Origin of the sequence: Oceanobacillus sp. FSL K6-0127 (genome assembly GCF_037983385.1) — a bacterium.
Lineage (GTDB): Bacteria > Bacillota > Bacilli > Bacillales > Amphibacillaceae > Oceanobacillus > Oceanobacillus profundus.
In genome coordinates, this window is record NZ_CP150287.1 from 267965 (window position 1) to 292619 (window position 24655).

22 protein-coding genes are annotated in these 24655 nt (G+C 38.9%); 2 read left to right on the forward strand and 20 right to left on the reverse strand.

Annotated features, from left to right (window positions below; translation table 11 throughout):
• Positions 1–118: 118 nt before the first annotated feature.
• Positions 119–1453 carry a 6-phospho-beta-glucosidase gene (locus MHH64_RS01300; protein WP_340002526.1) on the reverse strand — a complete coding sequence of 445 codons (1335 nt, stop codon included), beginning with the start codon at positions 1451–1453 and terminating at the stop codon, positions 119–121.
• Positions 1454–1673: 220 nt separating this feature from the next.
• Here MHH64_RS01300 and MHH64_RS01305 point away from each other — a divergent pair, with 220 nt between their 5' ends.
• Complete coding sequence (locus MHH64_RS01305) at positions 1674–2399, forward strand: MurR/RpiR family transcriptional regulator (protein WP_340002527.1); 726 nt, start codon at positions 1674–1676, stop codon at positions 2397–2399.
• A 50-nt stretch (positions 2400–2449) separates the two neighbouring features.
• Here MHH64_RS01305 and MHH64_RS01310 read toward each other — a convergent pair whose 3' ends face one another.
• The 8 genes from MHH64_RS01310 to MHH64_RS01345 form a co-directional block, all read right to left on the reverse strand.
• Positions 2450–2674, reverse strand: a complete 225-nt coding sequence (locus MHH64_RS01310) for a hexameric tyrosine-coordinated heme protein (protein WP_095310383.1) — start codon at positions 2672–2674, stop codon at positions 2450–2452.
• 131 nt (positions 2675–2805) lie between these two features.
• Entirely contained in the window at positions 2806–4248 is a 1443-nt protein-coding gene (locus MHH64_RS01315; RefSeq protein ID WP_340002528.1) for a 6-phospho-beta-glucosidase, read from the reverse strand.
• A gap of 161 nt (positions 4249–4409) precedes the next feature.
• Positions 4410–5840 carry a 6-phospho-beta-glucosidase gene (locus tag MHH64_RS01320; protein WP_340002529.1) on the reverse strand — a complete coding sequence of 477 codons (1431 nt, stop codon included), beginning with the start codon at positions 5838–5840 and terminating at the stop codon, positions 4410–4412.
• A 99-nt stretch (positions 5841–5939) separates the two neighbouring features.
• Positions 5940–7859: a beta-glucoside-specific PTS transporter subunit IIABC gene (locus tag MHH64_RS01325; RefSeq protein WP_340003246.1), complete on the reverse strand. Its 1920-nt coding sequence runs from the start codon at positions 7857–7859 to the stop codon at positions 5940–5942.
• Between the two features lie 225 nt (positions 7860–8084).
• Positions 8085–8942, reverse strand: a complete 858-nt coding sequence (locus tag MHH64_RS01330; RefSeq protein WP_340002530.1) for a PRD domain-containing protein — start codon at positions 8940–8942, stop codon at positions 8085–8087.
• Between the two features lie 357 nt (positions 8943–9299).
• Positions 9300–9455, reverse strand: coding sequence for a hypothetical protein (locus MHH64_RS01335; protein ID WP_168927265.1), 156 nt, complete (start codon positions 9453–9455; stop codon positions 9300–9302).
• Positions 9456–9576: 121 nt separating this feature from the next.
• Positions 9577–10326 (reverse strand): hypothetical protein, encoded by a 750-nt coding sequence (locus MHH64_RS01340; protein WP_340002531.1) that lies wholly within the window; start codon positions 10324–10326, stop codon positions 9577–9579.
• 107 nt (positions 10327–10433) lie between these two features.
• Positions 10434–10940 carry a type 1 glutamine amidotransferase domain-containing protein gene (locus tag MHH64_RS01345; protein ID WP_251660144.1) on the reverse strand — a complete coding sequence of 169 codons (507 nt, stop codon included), beginning with the start codon at positions 10938–10940 and terminating at the stop codon, positions 10434–10436.
• A 250-nt stretch (positions 10941–11190) separates the two neighbouring features.
• Between MHH64_RS01345 and MHH64_RS01350 the strand changes: the two genes are divergently transcribed.
• A complete protein-coding gene (locus tag MHH64_RS01350) occupies positions 11191–11457 on the forward strand; it encodes a hypothetical protein (RefSeq protein WP_340002532.1) in 267 nt (88 codons plus the stop codon).
• Positions 11458–11930: 473 nt separating this feature from the next.
• On the opposite strand, the gene MHH64_RS01355 is transcribed toward MHH64_RS01350, so the two are convergent.
• The 11 genes from MHH64_RS01355 to MHH64_RS01405 form a co-directional block, all read right to left on the reverse strand.
• Positions 11931–12971 (reverse strand): ABC transporter ATP-binding protein, encoded by a 1041-nt coding sequence (locus MHH64_RS01355; RefSeq protein ID WP_340002533.1) that lies wholly within the window; start codon positions 12969–12971, stop codon positions 11931–11933.
• Positions 12968–14650, reverse strand: coding sequence for an iron ABC transporter permease (locus MHH64_RS01360; RefSeq protein WP_340002534.1), 1683 nt, complete (start codon positions 14648–14650; stop codon positions 12968–12970). Before MHH64_RS01360 ends, MHH64_RS01355 begins: the two co-directional genes overlap by 4 nt.
• A 76-nt stretch (positions 14651–14726) precedes the next feature.
• Positions 14727–15755: an ABC transporter substrate-binding protein gene (locus MHH64_RS01365; protein WP_340003247.1), complete on the reverse strand. Its 1029-nt coding sequence runs from the start codon at positions 15753–15755 to the stop codon at positions 14727–14729.
• A 2-nt stretch (positions 15756–15757) separates the two neighbouring features.
• A complete protein-coding gene (surE, locus tag MHH64_RS01370) occupies positions 15758–16534 on the reverse strand; it encodes a 5'/3'-nucleotidase SurE (RefSeq protein ID WP_240033711.1) in 777 nt (258 codons plus the stop codon).
• A gap of 5 nt (positions 16535–16539) precedes the next feature.
• Positions 16540–17331: a sugar phosphate isomerase/epimerase family protein gene (locus MHH64_RS01375; RefSeq protein WP_340002535.1), complete on the reverse strand. Its 792-nt coding sequence runs from the start codon at positions 17329–17331 to the stop codon at positions 16540–16542.
• Positions 17328–18155 (reverse strand): PHP domain-containing protein, encoded by an 828-nt coding sequence (locus tag MHH64_RS01380; protein ID WP_340002536.1) that lies wholly within the window; start codon positions 18153–18155, stop codon positions 17328–17330. Before MHH64_RS01380 ends, MHH64_RS01375 begins: the two co-directional genes overlap by 4 nt.
• Before the next feature lie 661 nt (positions 18156–18816).
• The gene (locus MHH64_RS01385) at positions 18817–19998 is read right to left on the reverse strand and encodes a GTP-binding protein (RefSeq protein WP_340002537.1); all 1182 of its coding nucleotides are present in this window, start codon (positions 19996–19998) and stop codon (positions 18817–18819) included.
• Between the two features lie 31 nt (positions 19999–20029).
• Entirely contained in the window at positions 20030–20578 is a 549-nt protein-coding gene (dcd, locus tag MHH64_RS01390) for a dCTP deaminase (protein WP_095310363.1), read from the reverse strand.
• 20 nt (positions 20579–20598) lie between these two features.
• Positions 20599–21801 carry a GTP-binding protein gene (locus MHH64_RS01395; protein WP_340002538.1) on the reverse strand — a complete coding sequence of 401 codons (1203 nt, stop codon included), beginning with the start codon at positions 21799–21801 and terminating at the stop codon, positions 20599–20601.
• 18 nt (positions 21802–21819) lie between these two features.
• Positions 21820–23487: a nucleoside recognition domain-containing protein gene (locus MHH64_RS01400; protein WP_340002539.1), complete on the reverse strand. Its 1668-nt coding sequence runs from the start codon at positions 23485–23487 to the stop codon at positions 21820–21822.
• Entirely contained in the window at positions 23477–24592 is a 1116-nt protein-coding gene (locus MHH64_RS01405) for an NAD(P)/FAD-dependent oxidoreductase (protein WP_340002540.1), read from the reverse strand. Before MHH64_RS01405 ends, MHH64_RS01400 begins: the two co-directional genes overlap by 11 nt.
• Positions 24593–24655 lie beyond the last annotated feature (63 nt).

Below are 24655 nucleotides of genomic sequence, written 5' to 3' on the forward strand. Positions count from 1 at the left end.
TGACTATTAATCCGAATAGATAACAGTTTAACGTGACAAAGCAATACAGATTTCAGCTGAAATCTGTATTGCTAGAACCCTTGTCAATGCTGGCACTTACTCAGGTGCCAACACCAGCTTATTGTACTACTCTCTCTTTTTGAAAAAATTGAGGAAGGTGTTCTTTATGCGCCTCCATCATTTCGTCTACAATTTGTTTCGCAATTGCGTCACTTGGTGTTAATGGGTTAATCGCTAAAGCAAGTACTGCTTTATTATAATCGCCTTCTACAGCTGCTTCTGCCGCAATACGTTCAAATGACTTAATTTGCTGGACAAGACCTCGGGCAGCAATGGGTAGATCTCCTATCGCTAATGGAATTGGACCATCCTTTGTAATAACACAGCTGATTTCAACTGCTGATTCATCTGGAATACTAGCAATTGCACCACGATTCATCGTATTTACTGGTTGAATGTCACGCTTGTCGTTATAAATAGATGTAATCAAGCGAACGGCTGCATCCGAATAATACGCTCCACCACGTTCTTCTAATTGAGGTGGTTTGATATTAAGGTTTTCATCTTTATACAGCTCGAACAATTCTTGCTCCAACTGTTGAACAACCTCAGCACGAGTACCCTCTTCGCTAGAGCTTTCCATCGCTTTATCGAGCATCTCCTTCGATTTGTAGTAGTACATATGGTATGGACATGTCAACGCATCCAACGATTGAATAAACTCAGGCTCCCATCCCATTCCACCTATATTCTTAACGAAGCTGCTATTTTCTGGATCAGACAATTTTTTGATAACTTCTTCCTTTACACTTTCTCCATCCACATAGACATCTAACCCATAAACCATGTGATTTAGCCCGGCAAAGTCAATTCGGATTCGCGAATGATCGACATCTAATAATTTGGCAACGCCCATTTCCATTCCGATCGGCACATTACACAATCCAACAACCTTTTTGATGTTCGAGTAGCGCAACACGGCTTCTGTTACCATACCTGCAGGATTCGTAAAGTTGATTAACCATGCATCTGGACATAACACTTCCATATCCTTACAAATATCCAGAATAACAGGGATCGTACGTAACCCTTTAAACAAACCACCAGGTCCATTCGTCTCCTGTCCAAGCACACCATATTTCAATGGAATGCTTTCATCTTTTGCACGAGCATCTAGTAATCCTACACGAAATTGCGTTGTTACAAAATCAGCATCCTTTAACGCTGCTCTTCGATCTAGTGTTAGATGAACATCAATTGGAAGACCTGCTTTTTCAATCATCCTTTTCGCTAAGTTTCCTACGATTTCTAACTTTTCCTTTCCTGCTTCAATATCAACTAACCATAACTCTTTAACCGGGAATTCATCATATCGTTTGATAAATCCTTCTACTAATTCTGGGGTATAACTCGATCCCCCACCAATCGTTGCAATTTTAATACCTTTTGTCATACACTTTGCACCTCCAGGTAATGTAGCAATCCAATATAAGTACTTATATATCAATTGTAGCTACATTTCCTAGAGCCGTATATAAACTCTGAGCATCTAGTTCGGATTGACGTCAGAAGTCATTTGTTTCATAAATGTAACGACATGTAACTTATTACATGTTAAGATGAAAGTGTATAGTCTTTAACAAATTATCTCTTAAAAAGGAGAATCCCCTCAAATGTTTACACAGGACATAATTGCTTCATTTAATGAGTTAGAAACTTCTTTATACAATTATATTAGTCAAAACGCTGATAAGGTCGCATATATGCGAATCCGCGAGCTGGCAGACGAGACCCATGTATCCACAGCTACGATTTTACGTTTTTGCAGAAAGATAAATTGTGAGGGTTTCTCAGAATTTAAAGTAAAGCTTAAAATGCATTTAGAAGGAAATAAAAAGACAGTACTAAAAGGCTCCCAGCATTCTGTTATGGAGTTTTTTGAGCGAACGTTAAAAGGGGATATAGAGGAGAATATAAGGGAAGCTGCAAATCTAGTTGTCCAAGCAGATAGTGTTATTTTCATTGGAATTGGAAGCTCCGGTATTCTTGCTGAGTATGGAGCAAGATATTTCTCAAGCCTAGGCAAATTTTCAATGTATATTAAAGATCCTCACTTTCCCATTCACTCCAAGTTACGTTATAACAGTGTAACAATTGCATTATCTGTCTCAGGAGAAAATAGTTTCACTGTTACACATTTGAACCAGCTTAAACAAGAAGATAGCAAGATTATTAGTATTACAAATCATAAGCACTCAACCATTGCAAAAATATCAGATATAAATATCCCCTACTATGTAACCGAGGAATGGTATGAAGGTGCCAACATAACGACGCAAGTGCCTGTAATTTATATTCTAGAATCAATGGCCCGTGAAATGTATAAATTAAATAGATAAGGACTCTGCCAACACGAAATTTGCTGGCAGAATCCCGCTATTCTTTTTGTTTACTTCCAATAGTTATTTGCAGCTGCCACCGTTTGAAAATGAATCGCAATAACCTCCGACACCATGATGAGGCTATCCGCATCCCTCGCATACTTTTTCCGCAACTTTTTTCTAACTTCTGCTGAAGGCTGTGTATACACAACACCCTCCCTCGCTAATTTTATCGCCAACTCATATCCTTTTTGCGGTGTTGGCGTTTTTAAGCTTTTTAGCCAGTCACTCATTCGTAATCCTCCCTTAGGTTTATACCATAATCTATAAAAGGGAGGGCGGATATATTCGAGAAATTGGCGGGTTTTTTAAACAAAATGAAAAAAGGACAGGTTTCCCCATCCCTTGTCTTACAAATCACTTATTATGCCTCACCATTTGATGCAATCACACTTTTATACCAATCAAAGCTTTTCTTTTTCGTACGCTTTAATGTTCCATTTCCTCCATTGTCTCGGTCAACATAGATATAGCCGTAACGCTTTTTCATTTCCCCAGTGGATGCACTAACGATATCAATTGGACCCCAGCTTGTATAGCCAATGATATCGACTCCATCCTCTATTGCTTGACCCATTTCAGCAATATGCTGTTTCAAATAATCAATTCGGTAGTCATCGTTGATTATACCGTCAGCATTTATTTCATCATTTGCACCGAGACCATTTTCTACAACGAATAGTGGCTTTTGATAACGATCATATAATTGGTTTGCTGTAATGCGGAACCCTTTTGGATCAATTGTCCAGCCCCATTCGGATGTTTCTAAATATGGGTTTGTAACAGAGCCAAATACGTTTCCACTTGTTTTATCCTTTAAAATCTCCGGATCGGTACTAGTCGTTCTGCTGGCATAATAACTGAATCCAATATAATCAACTGTATGATTCTTCAACAGTTCTGCGTCTTCGTCTTCCATTTCTATTGTTAGATTGTTGTCTTTAAAGAAGCGTTTCGCATAGCCTGGATATTCTCCTCGTGACTGAACATCAATGAAGAAGAATGATTCACGGTCCTTTTCCATCGCCTTGTAAATGTCATCCGGATTACATGTATACGGATACGTCTGTCCAGCAGCTAGCATACAGCCAATTTTTGCATCTGGGATAATCTCATGGCATGCTTTTACAGCACGTGCACTTGCAATGAGCTGATGGTGTGCTGCCTGATATTTAATTTGTGTTTCATTTTCCCCTTCTTTAAAGACAAGTCCAGCACCAACAAACGGCATATGCAACAGCATATTAATCTCATTGAATGTCATCCAGTATTTTACTTTGTCCTTATATCTCGTGAAGATTGTTTTTGCATATGTTTCAAAAAAGCCTACAAGCTCTCTGCTTTTCCAGCTGCCATATGCTTCAACTAAGTGAACTGGCACATCAAAGTGGGCCATTGTAACGACCGGTTCAATTTTATGTTTTAATAACTCATCGAATAAATCATCATAAAATTGCAATCCAGCCTCATTTGGTGTTTCATCATTACCGTTCGGAAAAATACGTGCCCAGGAAATGGATACACGCAATGCTTTAAAGCCCATTTCGGCAAAAAATGCAATATCCTCTTTATAATGATGGTAGAAGTCAATAGCCTTATGTGATGGATAAAATTCATTTTCATCTGGTGTGAATGAATCTATCTTTCCGATTGCAATCTGCCAGCGTTTTTCTCCGGTTGGCATTAAATCTACTGTCGTTAGACCTTTCCCGCCTTCTAAATACGCACCCTCTACTTGATTGGCAGCTAAAGCGCCACCCCATAAGAATCCTTCTGGAAATATTGACATGTTAAGTCTCCTTTTCATATCTATTATTTTAGAAAACTTGGCATTCGCAAGCCTTTGGGCGAATGACTTAGTTGCACTTATGCAGACAAGAAGTTTTATACTTTCTTATCTACCAAAAGGAAAGGCATCCGAAGATACGCTTTCCCTTTTAAATTTAGTTCAATTAACTTCGCGTAAACCTATAGATTCTCACCATTTGAATCAATAACATCTTTATACCAGTAAAATGATTTTTTACGTTTACGTTCTAATGTTCCAGTGCCATCATCATGCTTGTCTACATAGATAAATCCGTAACGCTTGGACATTTCACCGGTTGAAGCACTGACTAAATCAATGCATCCCCAGCTGGTGTAACCCATTAGCTCTACACCATCTTCAATTGCTTCGCCCATTTGTTTCATATGTTCACGAAGGTAGTCGATTCGGTAATCGTCCTGAATGGATCCATCTTCTTCCACTTTGTCATAAGCTCCTAATCCATTTTCTACAATAAATAGAGGCACTTCATATCTGCCATACAGCTTATTTAAGGAAATACGCAAACCTACTGGGTCAATCTCCCAGCCCCAGTCACTCGCTTGCAGGAATGGGTTTTTAATTCCTTGCATAATATTTCCTTGAATGCCCTCTTCATTCGATTTATCTTTCTTCTCTGTGCGAGACATATAGTAGCTAAAGCCGATATAGTCTACCGTACCTTCTTTCAGAATATCTAGGTCGCCATCTTCCATTTCTAATTCAATGTTATGCTCTTTGAAATATCGGTTGATAAATGCTGGATATTCTCCTCTTACTTGAACATCTGCACAGAAGTAGTTAAATAATTCCTCTTCCTCTAGAGCATGCATTACATTTTCAGGTTTGCTATCGAAAGCATATACCGGAGCATAAATAATCATGCAGCCAATTTGTGCCTCTGGCATTATTTCACGACATAATTTGACCGCCTTTGCACTTGCAACAAATTGGTGATGGAATGCTTGGAATGTAGGTTGATATTTATCCGCTTCTTTTTGGATTGCGAAACCAAGCCCCATTATCGGCATCATTAAACCGCTATTAATCTCGTTAAATGTCATCCAGTATTTTACTTTTCCTTTATAACGGTTGAAAATCGCTTCTACATATCTTTCAAAAAATGTAATAACTTCACGATTTCTCCAGCCACCATATTCTTTTACTAAGTGTACAGGCATTTCATAATGTGAAATCGTTACGACCGGTTCAATCCCATGTTTAATTAATTCATCAAATACACGGTCATAAAACGCCAATCCTTCCTCATTTGGCTCAAGCTCGTCCCCATTCGGGAAAATTCTTGTCCACGCAATGGACGTACGGAAAACTTTAAAGCCCATTTCGGCAAATAATGCAATGTCCTCTTTATAACGATTATAGAAGTCAATTGCGTCATGGTTTGGATAATATTTATTCGGGTCAATTTCAAAATCAAATCCTGGATTACCTAAAATCTCTAAACGCTCTTTTCCACCTGGAAGTACGTCCGCTATATTTAACCCTTTATTCCCTTTATGGAAACCACCTTCAAATTGATTGGCAGCTGTTGCGCCACCCCATAAAAATCCTTCCGGAAATTGTTTTGCCATTCTTTATTCCTCCTATTAACCATTAGTTGTTAAGCAGTAATTGATCTTTATATAAAGGGATAGGCTTCACTTATCATGAAACGCCTCCTATTGCATGGATTATTTTACTTTCAGCTCGATTAATATATCCTGAGCTTTCACTTCTTGTTCGTTAATCGTTGATATCTCAAATTGATCTTGGTTTGTAACAACCACTGGTGTCGTCAATGGATATCCCGCTTCTTTAATTGCTTGTCCATCAAATTCAATTAATAATTGTCCTTTTTCGACGTGGCTGCCTTGCTCCGTATGGGCTGTAAAATGTTTTCCATCTAATTGGACCGTATCCATCCCAACATGAATTAAAATCTCTGCCCCATCATCCGATGTAATACCAATTGCATGGTTTGTAGGAAATAGTACAGAAATCGTACCAGATACTGGCGCAACTACTTTACCTTCAGCAGGCTCTATTGCGACACCTTGTCCTAATGCTCCTGAAGCAAAAGCTGTATCATCAATATCTGCTAATTTTTTAACTGTTCCGTTGAAAGGACTACCAATTACTTGATCTTTTCCGTTTTGAGCACCCTTCACTGCTACTGGTTGAGTAGATCCTGCTCCAGTATCCTCATTTTTGTTAATACCGCCAAAGAAATAAGTTAAAACAAAGGCCAAAACAGATCCGACCACTAAAGCAATAATAGCGCCGAAAAATGCCCCATTTAATCCTTCTTCAGGATGAATAAAACTTGGAACCTGGAATACACCAAGACCAGCCATTACATACCCTTTCGTTCCAAAAATCCCTAGTAAGGCACCACCAATTGCTGAGGAAATTAATGTGAAAATAAATGGTCTTTTTAGCGGTAAAGTGATCCCATACATACCAGGCTCTGTTACACCGAATAATGCTGAAATTAAAGCTGGTGCACTAAGTGATTTTGTTTTTTCGTTTTTTGTTTTTATCCAAATAGCAAGAATAGCAGCAGCTAATGCAAAGGAATGAACAAATATTAAAGCTAAGATTGGATCTATACCTCCAACCGCAAAGTTATTGATAGCAATTGGAACAAGTCCCCAATGAAGTCCAAACATAACAAACACTAACCACAATCCACCAAGGAATGCCCCTGCAATAACTGGACTTAAATCATAAACCCAAATTGTTGCTTGACCTAATAACTGGCTCGCCCAAGTTGCAATCGGACCGACAACAATAAAGGTTAAGGGAGTAATAATTAACATCGTCAGCATTGGAACAACAAATGTTTTTATTACATCTGGAATAATTTTAGTTAAGCTTCTTTCTAACTTTGCTGCAAAAAACGCTGCAACAATGATTGGAATAACGGACATCGAATATGTCATCAGAATAACCGGAATCCCTAAGAACTCAATATAAACAGGTGATTCAAACATCGTTCCCGCAAATAAGGTGTACAGCGGTTCATTTGCTCCAGGTATTCCCTCAAGTGCAGGATATACCAAAGCCATGGCTATTACGGCTCCTAAGAACGGTGTTCCACCAAACTTCTTCATAGCCGTGTAACCTAAGAGAATTGGCAGGAAGTAGAACAGACCGTCGCCAATGGCGTTTAGGATTTGATAGGTTCCACCTTCTATATCAAGCCAGCCAATTGCAACAAATAAAGCAGTAAAACCTTTCGTCATACCCGCTGCGACTAATACACTGAGTATTGGAGTAAAGATCCCGGAAATCATATCAATAAAACGGTTGAATAAACTCCCTTTTTCTTCTCCACCTTCAGCATCAACTGGCTGTGCAGCTTGGAAGCCACCTTCCGACACTACTGCTTTATATACATCTGGAACATGATTCCCAATTACTACCTGGTATTGACCACCACTTTTTCTCGTGGTAACAACACCCTCCATATTATTTAATACCTCTGTATTCGCTTTACTTTCATCTTTCAATTTAAAACGAAGACGTGTAATACAATGAACAACACTATTAACGTTTTCTGCCCCACCGACATTTTCGATAATGTCTTTTGCCAATTGTTCATACTTCATCATGGTTCACCTTCCCTTTACGTAATTCATTTAGTGAAATAAAAAACCTGAACCAATTTGAATAGCACACATCATATGTGTTCTTCAAATCAGTCCAGGTTATGCCCAAAATAGGTAACATTCCTAAATTTATATATTGTTTTTATTGTTAATTAATTAACGCTTTTAATTTAACACGACTTTAATACTAAGTCAATAGTTTTAAAAAGCGTTTTCATAAGAAGATTAGTTTTCTTCTGATTTTGTCTGACGATAGGTTACCCGATGGATATGAATGGTTAAATAGACCTTCTCATCATTGGAAATTTCCCAATTATAATGATTCGCAATGTATGCTGCTATTCTTTCTGTACATCCAAATGCTTTTGCATACTTTTGTTGTACCTGTTCATATAGAAAATTGTCATACATTTCATCTTGTTTTTCTTTTCGAATAAAGCGAATCGCAAAGAAACGGAGATGGGTTAAGAATCGGTCATAATTAATCGATTCTTCATCTAATTCAATTTTGAAGTAGTATTTTACGATTGTTAAAATCGTATTAACCATTTCTGTAACTTGAACTGCAGCCCCCATGCTTTCACCAGAAAGCTGACTATTAACAAGATGGAGTGCGATAGACGCAGCTTCATCCTCCTCAAGCCTCACACCTGTTTCCTCTTCGACAATTTCAAGTGCTTTTAAAGCAATCTGAAACTCTTGCTTATAGTATCTGCGAATTTCCCAGAGTAGGGGATTTTTCAAATCAATCCCATTTTTATGCCTAGTAATCGCAAAGCTCAAGTGATCGGTTAGTGCTATATACAAATAGTCGTCCAATTTATACGTTAGGTGGGATTTGGCTAATTCGAGAATTTTATAAGAAAGATCCAAATAAACTTCGGAAACATCTTCCATTAATTCAGCTAATTTATTAGCAACTCCTGCGTCCTCCAGAATAAAGGTTTTTTCAATTTTAGCAGCATCAACAGCATCTCCTGGCTTTTTCTTAAAAGCAAGACCTCTGCCCATTACAACTACCTCTTGTTCTGCTTCATCTGTAGCTAATAAAACATTATTGTTTAAAATCTGTTTAATTTCCATTTGCCTTCCCACCTGAATAAAGTATTTATGAAAAATATCAGGAAATAAAAAACCTGAATTAGTTAAAATTGCAGCGTAATTCCCCCACAAATTTAATTAATTCAGGTTTTGCCTGCCGAACAGTAACAATCCTTATTTAATTCTATTATATATGATTGCGGTTTCAATTGCAATATACCCACTTGAAAAGTTTGTGACTAATTACTTAATAAGTTAAATTCAATAGGCTTTTTATGCTATTTCATGGTGAAAACAAATAATAGAATCGCGCTTAACTAAATCTAAATACATATTTTCTTGTCGACGTTCTCACAATATAAACACCCCTCTTTCATAGAAAGGAATAACATACTCCCACTACTTTATAATCTGAGCAAGAAAGGATTGCACCGATTCAGGCAATAGACGAAAGAATAATCCTCGGTATTTAATATCCGCTAGACCAGCAACAGCAATCATGCATGCTGCAAGTAGAATTAAAGGTGATTTTCTCTTTTTAGAAGTGTTGTTCATTGCTTCTCCTCCGTTAGTACATTTGTTTCTAGTTTACTATAAAAAGATGTATGATGAGCGTTAGATTTTTACCCAAAAATATCTGAGAATCTTCTTTTAAATCATTCCAGAAAGGCTCTCATCAATCGAAAAAGAACTGTATCCCAATATATACCGACAGCGGCTCTTTCCTGCCATTCGTATGCCACTCTTGATACGCTTTAAAAACTTGTTTCACATCATGATTAGCTTGTTCTTCCACTAAATACTTTACAGCCAAAAAACTGCGCCAATAATCAAACATAATACTCGTCAAACTACCTTGATAGCTAGCCTCTCCAAACGCATCAATAGAGTGATGTCCATATGTATCCTTAAACATCTCTACCAGTTCTGACTCTACATTTGTTATCTCGTTGAACGCTTCTTCATCTAAAATTAACTTCTTTGATAAATATTCGCACATGCCTTCTTCAAACCAAATGCTATCTTCTCGGTCATCATCGAACTCATCAACAAATAAATCGGAGTGATGCATTAATTCGTGTCCAACTATCGCAAAAATATGTTCTTCAGAAAGATTCTCGTAGAATGCCTTGATACGCGGATGTTCACGCCCTTCTAACTGTTGAACAAATAAATTCCTCCAATATCTTACATCTGGAGAAATATAAATGATATCCTTATTCGTAAAAGCAGGAATCGGAATTTCTGAGAAAGTGGTTGTTGCTAATTCACCCGTTGTCCATACAATCGCCTTTGGTAAATCGTTTAATGCGTAGTTTTGCTCCAACTCCTGCTGGTACGTGACCAATTTGTTTTGGAACCTTTCGATGGTATCCTGGTATTTTTCATAATCTCTTTTCGACTCAAAGGCGTAGATTTGTTTCATTTTGGTCTCTCCCTAACCTAAAAAATTCATATATCACATAGTACTTCCGCTTCTGCCCGTATAAAAGGATCCCTCCCAATACTAGAAGAGATCCCCTCGAAACAATCTTATAATTTATTTAAAATTTCTTTAATAAATGCCGGTTCATCCTTAGGTGTACGAGAAGTGATAATATTTCCATCAACCACTACCTCTTGATCTAAAAAGTTAGCTCCAGCATTTTTCACATCATCACGGATGCCAATGTAAGAAGTTGAATTTACTCCATTCAGGATATCCGCGCTAATCATTACTTGGGGACCATGACAAATACCAGCAATCACTTTTCCCTGTTCATGTGCTTGTTTAACAAATCCCACCACTTCGTCACTCACACGAAGCGCTTCTGGAGCTGATCCACCAGGAATAATAACCACATCATAATCGTCAGCCTTCACTTCACTTATGGAAAGCTCGGAAGTATACGCTGCCGTACCTTTCTTCCCTTTAAGCTCCGTACCCTTTTCAAGTCCTACAACAACCGTTTTGTGACCCGCTTCATTCATTGCATCATACGGATTCTTCATTTCTGAATCTTCATAACCATCCGCAAGTAGAAAACATACATTTGCCATCTTTTATCCACTCCTCCGCAATTAAATTCAAGCTAATACTATATGATTTAGTAAGAAAATTCAATCAAAATGATACAATGACTTCTTTTATGATAAGAAATAAATCCGAATTTGGTCTTAGATTACCCACATAATTGATTGGAAAGTCGATTACTCGGCTATATACGTAAAACCTTGTATACTAGTAGTTAGGAATATAACAATAATTCAGAATCCGTATACACCCCTAAAAGGAAAGGTGAAGAGTATCATGTTTGACGTAAAGGTTACAAAAGAAGAAGACAAAATCGTAATTAAATGGCAGCTACAAAAGATTAAAATTCCTATTTCAGAGATTATGGATGTAACGAATGATGAATCTTATGCTGGTGAAGACAAAACAGCTAATAGGATTGGATATCCATACGGAACAACAGATCGAATCCACATTAAGACAATTAAGTCCAATTACATCATTTATACAAGTATTGGTTCCGTGAAGGAAAAGATATTAGCTTTTATAGAAAAACAACACTAGAATTTACTACCTCAGAAACAGTAAATTCTTCTTAGATAAAAGCCAGGAAACCAACATTGCTAATATAACGGAATATGGTTATAATATTGTATATACAACATATATTAAAACAACTGTAAGTGCTGGAACACCTACGGTTGAATATACAAATAGCTGCTACTCAAAAGAGGAACTGGCTCAGATGAGTAGAAAAAAATAGACCATCCCCCAAGGTTGGAGACTCAAGGGAGGTCTATTTTTCTCTGTCTATTGTCAGCAGTGCAATTAAGGCACCAAAGGAAATCATCAAAGAAATCGCCTCGTAAACTGACATAAGCTTCACCCCCTTTCAATAAAAATGAGGGTGAGCCGAACTGTTGTACAAGTTAGCTTATAGCACATAAATTTTATAATGTTAGAACAAATCACAAAAGGAGAGTTCTAAATTTCCCTCTCCTTTAAATGCATAAGAGAAACCGTGCTTCCATACCCCTTTACATCCTTGGAACAATCCCTACCCCCTCCCCAATTTCAAACTGCTCATGAAGTGGCAAGTCAACAACAATCTCTTGTCCACTGACATCAACTACATATTGATACTCCTTTCCTTGGAACTGCTTCGTAACAACTGTCCCTCTAATCTGGCTTTCATCCGATGTAGAAAGACGAATTTGTTCCGGACGCAGTGCATATAGGTTCTGCTCCTTTAGATATTCTGAAATACCGTAATCCTCCCATGTTACAGAGACATTCTTATGCATAAATGTCGAGCCATCCCAAGTTCCTTCGAACAGATTAGCTTTCCCAACAAATTTAGCTACAAATGGGGTTTTCGGTTGATTATAGATTTGTTCTGGTGTACCAATTTGCTCAATCTTACCAGCGTTCATCACTACAATTCGATCCGCCATCGCAAGCGCTTCTCCTTGATCATGTGTCACATAAAGTATCGAAGCTTTCGTTAGTCGATGCAGCTTTTGAATCTCATGACGCATCTCAATCCGTAATTCCGCATCAAGGTTGCTGAGTGGTTCATCCATCAACAACAGCTGTGGCTCCGGTGCAATCGCTCGCGCAAGTGATACACGCTGTTTTTGTCCACCGGAAAGTTCACCAGGCATTCGGCTGCCGAACTGCTCTAAGCCAACAATTTTCAACACTTCATCAATTCGCTCTTCCGCCTTTTTCTTTTCCTTAAATGCAGGTCCAACAAAACGGTGGTATTTCATGGCAAACTGTACATGCTCTCGAACATTCAAATGGGGCCAAAGAGCAAATGACTGAAAAACCATGCTGACATTTCTGCGCTCTGGCGGGATAACCTTCTTAGCTGTGGCTGCCTTCTTGTTATCGATTTGAATTGTACCATCTGTTGGAGATTCAAATCCCGCGAGCAGTCGGAGCAAGGTTGTTTTCCCACATCCAGATGGTCCTAAAATAGCAAGAAACTCGCCATCCTTTACGGTTAAATTTACATCTTTGAGCGCTTGAAAGCTGCCGAATTTTTTATTAATATGAATGATTGACGTAGTCATTTCCCTTTTTCCACCTTTCTTTTCCGAAGTGCCCCACTAGCAAATAACAGAAAATAACCGACGATGATTAAGCCGACAATTAAGCTCGAAAAGGCTGTTGAATATAGTGTATACCCCGACTGCTGGAAGCTTAAGATCGCAACACCAATTGTCTCTGCATTTGAGGAATACAATAAGGAAGATACGGTAAGCTCTGTTAACGCGCTTAAAAATACGAGCATTGCACCACTTAAGACGCCTGGTGCGATTAATGGAATCATAATTCGCTTCCACTTTCCAAATCCATTCGTACCATTAATCCGCGCTGCCTCTTCAACCTCCTTATCAACCTGCTGAAAAGCGGTAATACCACTGCGCACCTGTAAAATTAAAAATCGTGTTACATAGGCGATATATAAAATGGCAGTCGATCCATAAATACCGGGATTCCAACCAGGAATGGGCTCCATCCATGCAAAAATCATTGCCAACGCAAGCACCATTCCAGGCAAAGCATACGGAATCGTAATTGCATATTCCTGAAGCCTCATCGTTACGTTTGGTTTCCGAACACGGTAATAGCTAAAGATCGTACCGACAATAATCCCAATCACGGTCGTTACACCAGCCAGTTTAAGGCTCGTGAAAATTGATTCGACCGTAGAGTTCCTGGATAAAATATAAGCGTAATTTTTCAAAGAGAAGTTTTCCGGTACAAAATCAAGTCCATAGGCATTCAAAAATGATGTCATAACCATTGAGATGAAAGGAAAAATACTGGTCATAGCAAAAAACAGCCAAATCAAAATCTCCGCTATTAGCTTTTTCTTTCCTAAATGATAGCGTGGGCTATAATCCAGTTTAGTTGTCTCAATCGGTTTTGACTTCCGCAACAATATCCATTGGAGACTGATTCCAATAATCGCAATCACTCCAAGGATGACAGACAGTACAGCGGCTTCGTTAAAGGCAGAAGGTCCAAAGCCAATGACTTTCTGATAAATATATGTCGAAAGCACTGAAATATTGGCTGGTGTTCCTAAAAAGGCAGGGATTCCGAAGTTATCTAACCCTCCGAGAAATGCGATAAACGACCCACCAACAACCCCTGGCAATGCCATTGGAAAGACAATTTTGGAAAAAGCTGTCCATCTTGATGCACCAGAGATACGTGCTGCCAGTTCCATTTCACGTGGAATTTTTCGAAAGACGTTAACCGTGAATAAATAGACGAGCGGAAAATGGCTAATCCCCATAACAAAGATAATGCCAGACATACTATAGAGATTCCACGATGGAAGCTGATCCAGCATTTTCGTCAATAACCCAGCAGGGCCGAAAAATTGCACCCATGCCAGGGAAGTTATGTAAGATGGGATAATAAATGGCAAAAAGATAAACAGCTGTACAATCCCTTTCATGCGTATATCGGTATAGGCTACCATCCAGGCAAAAGCTGTACCTAAGATGAGTGAAATAATCGTTGATCCGACCACCACAATTAACGTGTTTTGTAATACCTGCCACGTCCGACCATCTGTTAGAATCGCATGATAATAATCGAATTTAATTCCTTCATCACTCAGAAAGCTCATAATGATGAGTCGGATAATCGGGATAATAAAAAAGATGATGATTAATCCAATTGCCAATACTTTATAAAGCTTTCTATTGAAAAAGCCAGAGGAAATAGCGTTCATGCGCTTTCCCTCCTGATTGAATCCATTCTTTTTTTGACTGTTCACTGTAATCACCCTATAGCCCTTGCGTTAGATTCTAGTTTGAAAATAATTCGTCAAATTTCCCTTTATCAGCTTCACGGTTCTGATATAGTTCATCTGTTGGCGCGCTAAGTGTTTTAATTTCATCCAAGGATTTTAAGCCATCCGGTGCTTCTACTCCCTCACGGATTGGTGTATATCCAATCTCAGCCTGCAATGCTTGTCCTTCCTCAGAAAGTACGAAGTCAACAAACGCTTTTGCTAGTTCTGCTTCTTCTGTATCTGCCGTAATACCAATTGGCTCCGTGATTACAGGTACACCTTCTTCAGGGTAAATCAACTCTACTGGTGAACCATCACTTGCAGCACGAGCTACTAAATAATCCACAATCATGCCGTAATTCTTTTGACCGGATGCTACGTTTTCAATAACAGCGCCATTTCCTTCTGTAATCATTGGATTATTTGCTTTTATTCCTTCATAAAAATCCCAGCCAAAGCCGTCACTACGGGTAAAAATCCCAAGATTGTACGCTGCAGCTCCTGAGTACAATGGGCTTGGCATGACAACTTGATCACTACCCTCATCTGAAACAAGTGCATCCCATGATGTTGGTGCTTCTGTCACTTCATCCGTATTGATGACAATACCAGTTGCCATCATCTTTGTTCCTGTATACGTTCCGTCAGCATCCACGAACTCTTCTGGAATTGCTTCTGCTTCAGGAGAATTATATTCCATTAACATATCTGCTTCCTTTAATCCTTCAAATGTTACCGAATCTGCAAGCAAAAGGACATCTGCTACAACAGATCCTGCTTGGCTTTCCGCATTCAATTTACTGATAACCTCTTCTGTACCAGAGCGGAAAATATTGACGTCGACATCTGGATATTTTTCATTAAACGCATCTACTAGCTGCTCCGCATCAACATCAGGCTGTGATGTGTAAAACTCCAGCTCACCACTTAACTCACTTTCACCTTCTTCACTTGAAGCATCTGCTTCCTCCTCGGAACTGTTACCACAAGCTGCCAAAATACATAAAAGTCCAGCACACAATAAGAATAATAGTTTTTTCATCATTAGTTCTCCTCCTGAACATAATTAAAGTTGGTAAACCAGCGACTGATTTGATCGATTTTTCTTTTCTGTGTATGCTTGAGGTCAATGGGAGAGACAGTTATATACCCTTCCTTCAGCAACTGATAATCCGTTCCCTCATTCACCTTCAAATTTTGATAGTTGTCCTTTAACCAGTAAAAATCCTGACCTTGAGGGTCGTTCAAGGCTGTATAGTGATAACGCGAAATGGTTAGATCCATTGGGACAACGGCAACTCCTTTGCAAAGCTCCTTCGACGTATACGGCAAATTAACGTTCAGCATGACATTTTTTGCGATTTTATTTTGCAGAATCACCTCCACAACGCGATATAGCATCTGTTTTACAATTCCAAACTTAATGTTTTCCTTTTTAAATGTATCTAAAGAAACCGCAACAGATGGGACTTGGTATAGCATCGCCTCTTGTGCTGCAGCAATCGTTCCCGAGTAATACATATCCCTTCCAACATTGGGACCAAGGTTAATTCCCGTAAAGACGATATCAGGCTTTTCCTTTAACAGCACTTCCATCGCAAGCTTTACACAATCCGCCGGTGAACCATTAACCGCATAAGCTTCGGCAGTAGGTGCAAAATCAATTTTCTTTAATTTCAATGGTTGTCCTAGTGTAATTTTATGACTGTAGGCACTTTTTTCCGTGTCTGGGCAGACAATGACTACCTCGCCAAAGTGAGAGAGGACATCAGCCAACGCTTCAACTCCCGGCTCAAAAATACCGTCGTCATTCGTAATCATAATTTTCAAATGCTTATCTTCCTTTCCTTCCATTCTTTATGTAAAAAGTTCAGATGCTTCTTTAAAAAAGATAAGGAGCGATCTGTATCCATTCCTTCGAGTACGATAGGTAAGTCTTTCTCGCCTAGGCATAATAGAATCTCCTCTAGATTAATCTCACCTTCTCCTAGCGGAACGTGGTATCGATCCCTTTTGGAGTCACTTACATGAATACTGTTTACACGCTGCTGCTCTTCTAAATAAACCTCGTTGTTTTCTTCAAGCGGCGTATGCGCGATATCTAAGGTCACCTGAAGACCCGGCCCAACCTGCTCTAAGAAATGATTCATTGCCTTTGGCTCTGTTAAAATCTCCTTCGCGATAGGTTCCATCATTTCCTGCGATAACACGACTTCTCTTACTGCCGCATATTCTAAAAGCCGCTTTGTGTTGGTGACAAGTGCGCGCATATGCTCCTCAACTAAGTAATTTTTAACCGTTAACCTTCCAGGATGAAAAGTCATATGCAATGCGCCTAGTGCTGCTGCCAAATCAATCGATTTCTTTAATTCAACAATGGACTGTTCCTGAATTCCTTTATTAATCGAACAAATATTTAAATCCCAGCTCGATGCATGCAACGTTAATTCGATATTTTCCATTTCAGCATGAATTCGAATTTCAGCAGGATTTGCTTGATGATAATAAATATGCTCTGCCCACAGTTCTACTCCATATAAGCCATATTCCTTTGCGATCGTAATAACTTCATTCGGATGATAGTCCCAGCATAATGATGAAGCGATAAATAGTTTCATCGTTTTGCACCAACCTTTTCCAGCCAATGCTTTTGGGAATGCTTATCTAACTGCACACTACCAATCGCATACGCATTTCGCGTATGCCTCCCATGACTATCAGACCCGCCAGAAATCAGCAGCTGATTTTTAAGTGCAAATTCCTTCCAATAGGAAACGTCTGTCTCACGATGCTTGGAATGATAGACCTCAATTCCATCAATCCCATACGATAAAACCTTTACTTCATCTATAGGAAACCGGTAGGCACCTGGATGCGCAAGGTAAGCTTCCCCGCCACAGGCTTGAATTAATTCAATTGCATCTTTTGCAGAAAACGCCCCCCGCTCAACGAATGCCGGCTTCCCTTTCACTAATAGGCCGTGATAGGCCTCGTGGGTCGTAGTAAAGTAATCTTTCTCACAAAGCGCACTGGCAATATGCGTGCGTACAATAATATCTTGTGGTGCATACCTTTCTACATCTTGAAACGTAATGCTATAGCCTAATTCGTTCAAACGAGCAACGATTTTCTTTGCCCAGTTTTTCCGCTCTGCTTTACGCCAGCTAATATGCTGGAGCATTTCCGGATGCTCTGGATCAAATAAATATCCAAGAATATGTAATTCACCTGCTTCTCCATCCGTGTTCAGCTCAATTCCAGGAATCAATTCAATTCCAGCTGCCTCTGCTAATGGCAGGGCTTCCTTATACGCTCCGATTTCATCATGGTCGGTAATGGAAAGTACTTGAATGTTTGCCTCTTTCGCTAGATGCACAATCTCTTCCGGTGTTTGGACACCATCTGAAAATGTCGAGTGAACATGCAATTCCGTTTTACGCATCAAATCCTCCTCTTTTGAACCTAGCTTCATTATAAGGAACGAATATTAAGGAAGATTAAAGGTGAAATGAAGAAATGGTGTGACTTGTGTAAATTCACTTTACAATGGAGGTTTTTGGTAGGGTTTAACAATTTTTTTGATAAATAAGTTGTGGCAAGGGATACAACAATAGACAGAATAATTCACTCAATAAATTGTAAATTATACGTTAAGATTTTACATTTTCTTAATAACAGCAGGAGATTTCACTGAGATCATGCTCGTCATTTAGAAGTCATTATGAATGTATTATAATCAGCTTTTATATTGAGTTAGTGCCTTCCTAGAAAGTGAGGTGTATATAAATTAAGTTGAGGCTGGGACATAACTAAAGTACTTAATGTTAAAGACGAATGATGTACAAACTTAGCATAAGAAATATACGTAGACTCCTGCGGGAGGAAAGGCATAGGTGAGACACCGAAGTGCGATAGCACAGAGAGGCTCACCAGCCGCCACTGGATGCGCGAATTATATTTCCGGATCGAGTTATTTGCATCAATCATGTTCGGTTTTCACTTCATAAAAATACTTTTGTCCCAGCCTCAACAGGGGAAGTGTAGTCTTCTAAGAAATGTTATTTCGGGTATTTGCTAACACACCATCTTCTTGGTGAATTTAATTAATAGCTGCTAAATGATGGTAACGGATCATAAAACATATTCCAATCCAAATTCATTTCGACATCTGACAGTAAACATTGATCTAGACTTTTGATTATTCCTTCTTTATCCATCTCTTTCCCTATAAATACTAGTTCAGTCATTCTGTCTCCATAGTTGTCGTCCCAGTACTTAGCTAAATCTGGATCTTCCTCTAAAATAGCCGATTGTTCTTGCTTTGGATACGTAGCTATCCACTTTCCTGCTTCTTGAATTGCAATGGATGGCCCAGCCTGTGATAATAAACCAGAAACATCATTTCTAGACGCCAACCAAAAGAAACCTTTCGATCGAATAACTCCAGTTGGCCAATTTTCTAACCATGTACCCCAACGCTCAGGATGAAACGGTTTTTTTCTTCGATAGACAAAGGAGCTAATCCCATATTCCTCCGTCTCAGGGATATGCTCTTCATTTAGTTCCTTTATCCACCCTGCACCCTGACTTGCTTTTTCGAAGTCAAATAATCGTGTATTCAGTACAGTCTCTAAAGCAACTTTTCCGTATTCAGTAGCAATAATTTGAGCATCTGGATTCAATTGTTTTAAAACAGCTTTTAATTCTTCTCTGCTTTCCGCATCCACTAAGTCGACCTTATTTAATAGGATTATGTTAGCAAATTCAATTTGATCAATTAATAGATCAATAACGTCCCGCTCGTCGTTCTCATCTGCCTCTTGATTACGGTCAAGTAAGCTTTCTCCAGATCGATAATCCTCCCAAAAATAACTTGCATCCACTACGGTAACCATCGTATCTAATTCACAACGTTCCGCAAGATTTATCCCAAGGTCTTCGTCTTCATAGGTGAAGCTTTGCGCGACTGGTATTGGCTCTGATATTCCGGATGATTCGATAACTATATAGTCGATGTCCAGTTTGGCCAGTTTATCTACCTCTTTCACTAAATCTTCCCGAAGCGTGCAGCAAATACATCCATTCTGCAATTCTACTAATTTTTCTTCTGTACGACTAAATCCTCCTTTTTTGACCATGTCGGCATCAATGTTCACTTCACTCATATCGTTTACAATAACGGCTATTTTCCTACCTTCTTTATTGTGTAATAAATAATTTAGCAGTGTTGTTTTTCCTGATCCTAAATAGCCACTTAACACTGTAACTTGTACTTTCTTTGACAATGCTTTCCCTCCTGGATTCCTTAATCTACAATTAATTGGAGCAGTTCTCCTCATCCATATAAATACAGCTGGCAGTTGTACTAGATTGTTTTGTATATTTGCCCTGATACGGTTTTGTTGGTTGATCCGTTTCTGCAAAAACCAATTGACATATTCTTCTTCCTTCTATTAATTCAATCGGAAAACGATTCGAGTTAAATAGCTCAAGCGTGATCCGCCCTTCGAATCCAGGATCTACCCACCCGGCATTTTGTACAAAAAGTCCCATTCTCCCAACAGAACTCCTCCCTTCTACAAAGCCAGTAACATGATTTGATAATTTAATCCACTCTTTTGTCGTTGCAAGCATAAAGGTGTGAGGAGGAATGATTATCGCTTCTTGGGCTCCTATATAAATATCACGGTAGGAAGCTCTCTCACCCATGGATAATTTACCTGTGCTATATTCATTTAATGTCATAAAATGGCTGCCAAGCGATAGATCGACGGACGCCGGCTGAAGGTTAGCCTGATTAAAAGGTTCGACAGCTAGCTCATCTTTCTCTAGCTTTTTGAGAATGGTTTGACTCGATAAAATCATTTCTATTCCCCCGTTTTTATTTAATTGTGATTTCTCAACTCCCAAATAAATGGATCTCCCATCTCAGACCATTCCATATCCATCTCTTCTGGTGTAAGCAGACATTTGTCAAGCTCCCGAATAATCGTTCCTTTTTCCAAATCAACGCCAATAAATACAAGATTTGTCTTTCGATCCCCAAATTCCGAATCCCAATCGTTTAGTATGTTAGGATTTTGCTTAATTGTGTGTTCTTTTTGTGCATCTGGAAGTGAAGCTACCCAATAGGAGACTGGTTCAATAGCGACCGAAGGACCAGCTTGGGAGAGAAGGAGTGCCAAATCATTCCTTGTCGCACACCACGCAATTCCTTTCGCACGGACAATTGACATCGGCATTTGCCTAATCCAATCATAAAAACGCTTCGAGTTAAATGGAATTCTTCGACTATACACAAAGGAGTTAATTCCATATTCCTCTGTTTCTGGCGTATGCTCTTCCGGCCCTGCCATTAATTCTTTTAGCCATCCAGCTGCTTGACTAGCCGTTTCAAAATTAAACCGACGGGTGTTTAAAATTTCTGTTGGATTAACCTTGCCAAATGTTGTATGAATAATTTTGGCATCGGGTTGCAAAGTTTGAATAACTTTCGTCAATGAACGAAGTTGTTTTTCCGTCACCATATCGCATTTATTCAATAGAAGAACATCACAAAATTCAATTTGGTCGATTAGTAAATCTGCAAGATTACGATCATCTGCTTCTCCAACTGCTTGCTTTCTATCAAGCAGCCGATCACCAGATTCATAATCATGCCAAAAACGGTATGCATCAACAACAGTAACCATTGTATCAAGGCGGCAAAACTGGGTAAGATCGATACCTAGTTCCTCATCAATATAGGAAAATGTCTGAGCAACTGGTACAGGTTCACTTATTCCAGTAGATTCGATGATGATATAATCGATATTGCCTGCCTTCGCGATTTTTTCAACCTCTATCAGCAGATCCTTCCTTAACGTGCAGCAAATACACCCGTTAGACATCTCAACTAAGTTCTCTTCCGTCCTTGAAAAATGACCCCCCTTCTCTACTAAATCGGCATCGATATTAATTTCACTCATATCGTTTACAATCACAGCCACTTTCAGTCCATTATGATTATTTAATAGATGGTTTAGCAGTGTTGTTTTTCCCGACCCTAAATAGCCACTCAAAACGGTAACAGGTATTTTCTTTTCCATACGCTTCTTCCTCCACATTTAATTAAAATAAGTATATAAAACGATAGCTAATAGCAACGTACTTATGATGGACGTAATCATTTGTTTTCCCAGCAGTTCTACAGCGTGTCTCCCGCCTAATTCTTTGTAAATCGTGAACAGAGTTACTAAACAGGAAGATAAGGTTGAAGCTAAATATACGGTTATAAATAGCTGCCATGTCTCCAAACTCTGAAGCAGGGAACCTTGTCCCTCGTTCAATACCATCATCCCATCTTTTCTAAAAACAGAAAAAATCACACCAGGAGCAACATCCGCTGGTAAGGAAAACAACCCTAATATAGGCGTAATCAAAGCAGATAAGCCCTTCATTACATGCAAATAATCAAAAATAGAAGCGACTAAACAAATTAAGATAAAAATCGGCATCGCTTGTGTAAAGAATTGTTTTAGCATTCCTTTTAAACGAAAAACAGTTCCCCTCCATGTTATAGACTGCAAGTAGGGCAAAGAAGATACTGTAGTTAGCGGTAAAGAGTTCTTATTCCATACCCTTGTATGAATGGCACCTATAATAAACAAAATCAGTATATAAGGGAAAAATAATATTGGTTTTCCTGCAGAACCGAACAAGGATAAAGTTGCCCCAATTTGATAACTACAAGCAGAGCCAAACGAAATCATGGAGATGCATGAAGCCCTCGTACAGCTACTGCAGCTTCTGCTTTGCATAACAGCTACAACATTACAGCCATAGCCAGTTAAAACTGGTATCAAGTCTCTTCCAGTTAGCCCGATTTTCCTCAGCCATGGATCTAATGCATGTGTTATATGTTCCTGTATACCTGTTTCTTCTGTAACTGCAACACTAAGACCGATGAAAAGGACTACTGGAAATGCCCATAAGAAGGAATACCATCCAAGGGTTAATGCGCCATAGTCTCCAATTAATAAAACTTGGAAAAAAGCAGGAAAATGAACGGCGTATTCCTTTAATGGAACTATCATCATCTTTTCTGAAAAGGGTTCTACGTAACTTGAGAACAGGTATGCAAGAAATACCGGAGAAGCAAACATACTTATGATTAGAAGCAGAGCAAATAAAGGTCCAATCACCTTTTGACGCAGTACTGTTTCCAGCCAATTTTTATTTTCTGCTTCATGATCTGAAGGCAGAAAATGGAGTAAACTGCTGTTTAGCTTCCATGTTGAAGCATCTTGTATAGCCTCCCATAATTCATCTTGTTCTGTTTCTTTCATAGAACGGCTATTACACCAGATAACCGGTACATTCAACAGATCCTTTACAAAATGCTTTTCTTCATCACTCGGTTCATAAATATCCTTGTGAGTAGCTATAACTGTAACTTTTTTCCCTCTCAGATGGAGCTGTTCTTCTAATAACAGAAGATCATTCTTTAAATGAGGAGATTTCACAACTATAATAACCTCTTCCAAAAACTTAATTTCCTCCAAGGTCAATTTCGTAGTCATGCTATCATCTTTAAAACGAATCCCCGGTGTATCAACTAGCTCTACTTCAACATTTCGTTTTAACCCTCTGCGCGTAAGAACGACAGTTGACCCTTTTACATTGGTTTCAATTCCTGTTTGATGACCAGTCATATGTCTGAATAATGCAGACTTTCCTACAGATTCAAGACCTACTAAGGCGATCAATTTATCCGTTTTGTTTTTAACACTCACAGCGCTCTCCACAACCTGAAAGATCGTCCAGATAAAAATTTTCCTTCTGATATAATTCAAGAATATCCATATTAAGGTTTAGTCGAGAACCGATTGCTTCAGCAAGTACTGCATATCGTTGTCGAAACTTATATATATAACAAAACACATGACTGCCATGTCGCAATTCAGGTCCACAAAGAAATAATCCTTGGCAGTAAGTCGATTCATCCTGTTCATTAACTAACGGCTTTCCATGTTCCCCAAACTCAAAAAGCTGTGAGATCATGGACGTACTACCTTTATAGCCCGTTGCTAGTACAGGAGGCGTACATGTGGTAAATTGTTCGCCTTCTCGTGTTTCCACATAATAAGAATTACCTTCCTTTCTCACAGAGCTAACAGTCAGGTTCTCATACATCTCGATTCTGTCATCAGCAAGCGCTTCTTTCATCCGACCGTATGTATATGGGGATATAACAATACTCGGGTCACTGCTATCGATTTCCCATGTGGCGGTTTTAGCCAAAAGTCGAGTTTTTTTGTTAAGTCTATTCAGTTGATACAATGCATCAATTCCACTTTCATACCCGCCTATCACAAGATAATCATCTGCTTTCATCTCCTCCCAAGAATGAATTTGACTACTATGAATACAGTGTTCTGCTCCCGGGAAAACGTCAAAATCGGGGTATTGATACTCCCCGGCTGCCCACACAATAAATTTACTGCATAATTTCCCTTTAGAAGTTACTACCTCAAACAATTGGTTGTTGTGCTTCCTTATTTCTTTTACTTCCACTTTAGTTCGTAACGGTAATTGGTAATGATCTGCCAGCACTTCTAGGTATTCTGCATATTCTTCACCAGTAGGGTGTTCTTCATCTAGCGTATAAGCAGGTGAGGTCTTAGGAGCTACAGCGTTAAGGTCTGTCTGGCCAAATCCTTGAGATGGAAAAGAAGGAGTTATAAACCTCATTTCTTTTGGCCACCTGCGAAATGTTTCTCCTATATCCCCCTTGTCTATCACGCAAAAATTTTCACAACCCATCTGCTTTAGCACTATTCCTACCCCAATTCCAGAAGCCCCAGCACCAACTATAAGAACATCAACATGCTTATTCATGGAGTTCTCCTTCCCTAAATCGTAATGATTACGATTAAGATTCAAAAATTTTTTGATTCATGC

Coding starts and splice junctions, on each gene's coding strand:
- MHH64_RS01300 (WP_340002526.1), bottom strand. CDS start 1,453: ATGACAAAAGGTATTAAAATTGCAACGATTGGTGGGGGATCGAGTTAT.
- MHH64_RS01305 (WP_340002527.1), top strand. CDS start 1,674: ATGTTTACACAGGACATAATTGCTTCATTTAATGAGTTAGAAACTTCT.
- MHH64_RS01310 (WP_095310383.1), bottom strand. CDS start 2,674: ATGAGTGACTGGCTAAAAAGCTTAAAAACGCCAACACCGCAAAAAGGA.
- MHH64_RS01315 (WP_340002528.1), bottom strand. CDS start 4,248: ATGAAAAGGAGACTTAACATGTCAATATTTCCAGAAGGATTCTTATGG.
- MHH64_RS01320 (WP_340002529.1), bottom strand. CDS start 5,840: ATGGCAAAACAATTTCCGGAAGGATTTTTATGGGGTGGCGCAACAGCT.
- MHH64_RS01325 (WP_340003246.1), bottom strand. CDS start 7,859: ATGAAGTATGAACAATTGGCAAAAGACATTATCGAAAATGTCGGTGGG.
- MHH64_RS01330 (WP_340002530.1), bottom strand. CDS start 8,942: ATGGAAATTAAACAGATTTTAAACAATAATGTTTTATTAGCTACAGAT.
- MHH64_RS01335 (WP_168927265.1), bottom strand. CDS start 9,455: ATGAACAACACTTCTAAAAAGAGAAAATCACCTTTAATTCTACTTGCA.
- MHH64_RS01340 (WP_340002531.1), bottom strand. CDS start 10,326: ATGAAACAAATCTACGCCTTTGAGTCGAAAAGAGATTATGAAAAATAC.
- MHH64_RS01345 (WP_251660144.1), bottom strand. CDS start 10,940: ATGGCAAATGTATGTTTTCTACTTGCGGATGGTTATGAAGATTCAGAA.
- MHH64_RS01350 (WP_340002532.1), top strand. CDS start 11,191: ATGTTTGACGTAAAGGTTACAAAAGAAGAAGACAAAATCGTAATTAAA.
- MHH64_RS01355 (WP_340002533.1), bottom strand. CDS start 12,971: ATGACTACGTCAATCATTCATATTAATAAAAAATTCGGCAGCTTTCAA.
- MHH64_RS01360 (WP_340002534.1), bottom strand. CDS start 14,650: ATGAACGCTATTTCCTCTGGCTTTTTCAATAGAAAGCTTTATAAAGTA.
- MHH64_RS01365 (WP_340003247.1), bottom strand. CDS start 15,755: ATGAAAAAACTATTATTCTTATTGTGTGCTGGACTTTTATGTATTTTG.
- surE (WP_240033711.1), bottom strand. CDS start 16,534: ATGATTACGAATGACGACGGTATTTTTGAGCCGGGAGTTGAAGCGTTG.
- MHH64_RS01375 (WP_340002535.1), bottom strand. CDS start 17,331: ATGAAACTATTTATCGCTTCATCATTATGCTGGGACTATCATCCGAAT.
- MHH64_RS01380 (WP_340002536.1), bottom strand. CDS start 18,155: ATGCGTAAAACGGAATTGCATGTTCACTCGACATTTTCAGATGGTGTC.
- dcd (WP_095310363.1), bottom strand. CDS start 20,578: ATGATTTTATCGAGTCAAACCATTCTCAAAAAGCTAGAGAAAGATGAG.
- MHH64_RS01395 (WP_340002538.1), bottom strand. CDS start 21,801: ATGGAAAAGAAAATACCTGTTACCGTTTTGAGTGGCTATTTAGGGTCG.
- MHH64_RS01405 (WP_340002540.1), bottom strand. CDS start 24,592: ATGAATAAGCATGTTGATGTTCTTATAGTTGGTGCTGGGGCTTCTGGA.